2 pseudogenes are annotated in these 3369 nt (G+C 44.9%); both read right to left on the reverse strand.

Features of this window, described 5'->3' with window-relative positions:
* Positions 1–1588, reverse strand: a pseudogene (locus ACFINS_RS09460) (filamentous hemagglutinin N-terminal domain-containing protein); the annotation flags it as partial.
* A 25-nt stretch (positions 1589–1613) separates the two neighbouring features.
* Positions 1614–3369 (reverse strand): annotated as a pseudogene (locus ACFINS_RS09465) (ShlB/FhaC/HecB family hemolysin secretion/activation protein); the annotation flags it as partial.

Below are 3369 nucleotides of genomic sequence, written 5' to 3' on the forward strand. Positions count from 1 at the left end.
GAAGAAAAGTCAACCGCCCCACCCTCAATATTTGCCTTGCCATAGGCTAAAAGTTGCCCAAAATGAACGGGAGCATTTGTTGCTGGTTGTGCTTGAATGGCAACATTTTGATGCGACAGAATTGTTTGAGAAACAGATAGCCCATTATGAGAAACTAGGGTGATATCTCCTGCTCCATAAACACTTTCAGCAACAATCGCACCTTGACTGCTCTGGAGATCAACATCCCCTTGGGTGCCAAGAACAACAACACCAGCAGCACCCGTTGCCGCCATATCAACCCCACCGGCTAAAAAATGAGCTTGTATATCACCACCGGCATGCGCCTTGAGATTCCCTTGCGCTAAAACAATCCCCTCAAGCTTCAAGTCTCCGCCCGATTCAAGAGCCATATCAGCACCTGACCCTAGCCCTGAAACTTGAAGTGTCTGGCGCGAAGACAGCTCCATATTGCCCCCAGAGGTTGCCTTACCGGCAATCGATAAAAGCCCATCCTGCGCCTCTATCTTCAAATGACCATCAGCACCAACCGTTTCTAACGTCACATCCTTATGGGCGGTAATATCAATATGCTTTTTCGAGGTGATGTGCTTTGCCAATACGCTCTGGCTTTTCGATTTGAGGACAACGCCCCCATGACCAAAAACATTCTTCAACGAGATTTTCCCGTCAGCAGAAAGATGCAACTGCCCCGCATTGGCTGCCATATCATGGCGCATACGAACACCAACACCTTTTTCTGTTGCCACAAGTTTAATCTGATCCGCCTGTAGAGCCCCCAAAGCAGAACCATCTATCGCATATTCCGGTTTACCGGTAATATCGGTCAGTTCTTTCATTTCCCGTGAAGCATAATCAAAGTGACCTGTCCCTGCTGTCACTCCAATTTCTCTGCCCGCAACAGCTCCTTCAAAATGCACTGTGCGTGAGACAATATCGACAATATCAACCGCCCCTTGACCAGAGAAAAAATTGGCTCCCTTAGCGCCAAAGGTAATATCCCCACCTCGCACCTCAAAGCCTTTCAAAAAACCGCTCGCATCAATTTCGGGTACACCTGTGGTTAAGGTCGCATGGGGCGTATTGATAAAGCCACAACCATCACAGCTTATCCCATTGGGATTGGCTATAATCACATCGGCGGGGCTCCCAAAAACCTCTCCTGGACCATGAAGCGCACTGCGCTTGCTGCTGGTCACTTCATTTAAAATCACTTTCGCTGAACCCGTGAAACGCAAATGCGGATTGCCCGGCATAATGCCCCCAACTGCGATTGCCCTACTTCTTGCGCATGATTGTTCCAAATCACACCCGGATTTCCAATATTAAAATCGTTATATTTATTGTGCGATAAGCCCTTGCCATTGGGGGTAACAATATCAATCGAGGGAACCCCATTGGGCGCTGCGACTATATCTGGACGATGGGCGGCATTCGCGTTAGGATCCACAGTAATTTGCGCCTGTAACGCTGAAGGGGCTAACAAACAAGAAAAACCAAGTCCCCCAAATAAAACCTTTTTGAGCATCGTACTGGAGACTAAAACACCTAATAAAGCTGCTCTTTCTGCTCTCTTTTCATATCTCATACGTTAACTCCCCAATAAAAAATGCTTAAAGTTCCATTGTTAATGTCATAAAAAATGTTCCTGATTTTTTGTGCTTAACTGTGCTCCAAAAAATACTGGAATAACTGGCATCAAGAGAGACCATGCCTCCCGCAAGCTTGACACCTGCTGTCCAACCGGCAAGCTGATCATTCTTAATCCCATACAAAACTTGCGAAAACACACGCCCATAATCCAAACCAACATAAGGGCGAAGTTCACCAAAAACCTTTTTGAAGGTCGCGTGATTGCTCCACGGAATGGTGCGTAGCAACAAATCATTCCGGCTAAAAAAACCGTTATTGCCAAAAAGCAAACTCTCACGCGTACCACGAACATTGGAAGCGCCCCCCAACGAAATCTGTTCAGCTCCCAATAAATTATGCGGTGAATATTGACCACTCAAAAGATTGCTCAGTATAAAGTCCAAGCTCCCTACCTTAAAAGGCGTCATGACACTAAGCGTACCAGTAAATTTGGCAAATTGTGGCTCCGCATCCCCTGCTCCTGGCGCATGTTTCTTTACTGAATGAAACAAAGGGAGCCCTTGCAAATAACTCACATCAAAGGTCCAAGTCCCCCCAACATCTGGCGCGAATGCGAAATGCCAAAATTGGCGACGCTATATTGACGGCTGCCCACTTCAATCTTATTGCCAAGAAGGTAATTGTTGGTTCTTTTATAAGAAAGACCTAAATTCAAGGTTGTAAGGGAAACACTATCACGGTAAAGAACCCTGCTTGTACTGGCGTGCAACTCACTGGAATCCCCCGTCGTCTCAATATCGGTAAAATTGCCAGGGATAATGCTTTGGTAATTATAAACAGTGCCATTCAATCCAAAGGTCCAATAACCATATGGAATACTCACACTCGCTGAAATGTTATTGCTATGTCCTTCTTGCTTGCTCCCACCCCAATAATCGGGCTCACTGCGTTGATAGTTAAAATCCCACGCATCATTCATCCCTAAAATATTTTCTACCCTCAAGCCCGCACTATAACGCGCATAACCCGTAGAGGCTTGTCCCATATTGTCATGAGAAACAGTAACCTTGAACGTTTTATCGGGATGATTGTTAATATTGACAATGGTGCTCCCTTCTTCACGCCCTGGAAGAAGTTCGCTTTGAGCATGTGCTGAACTCAAACGGTTGATCTGATCAAGCCCCTGTTCAATATCGCGCATGTTCAGAACATGACCTTGAAGCCCAGGAAAAGCACTCCACACAACATTATTATAACGAGATGCCGGTGAACCATTATAGTAAATCTCTGAAAGCTTGCCCTCAACGACAACAAATTTGAGCGTCTTGCTGTTTTTGATATCTTGATCAGGAATATAAAAACGCGCCGTTACATAGCCTTGATCCAAATAAACTTTGGTTAACTTCTTGATTAAGAGCTGAATATCAAAAAGACCAATACATCTTCCAACATAAGGCTCTGTTACGGCTGATATAGAGCGCTTTTTGACATGGTGCACTCCCTCAACAACAACAGCATGAATGGGAAAACATTGCTTCCCACCCAAAAGCGTTTCTGGATTTTGCTCTGAAGGCGTCTTTATCCTTTTAGGCGTTAAAGCGCGTAATTTCTCAATTCTTTCTAATTGCTGCTTTTCTGAATACCTACGAGAAAAATTATCTGTTGGGGAATGAAAAATAGCTGAGGAGCGCGCATAAACATTTACACCTGTAAACAAGCCAAAGAAAACAACAATGGCACGAAAAATTCTCAAAAGAGAACTTTGGCGTAAAAATA

It is taken from the genome of Bartonella sp. AA2SXKL, from assembly GCF_042197205.1.
GTDB lineage: Bacteria > Pseudomonadota > Alphaproteobacteria > Rhizobiales > Rhizobiaceae > Bartonella.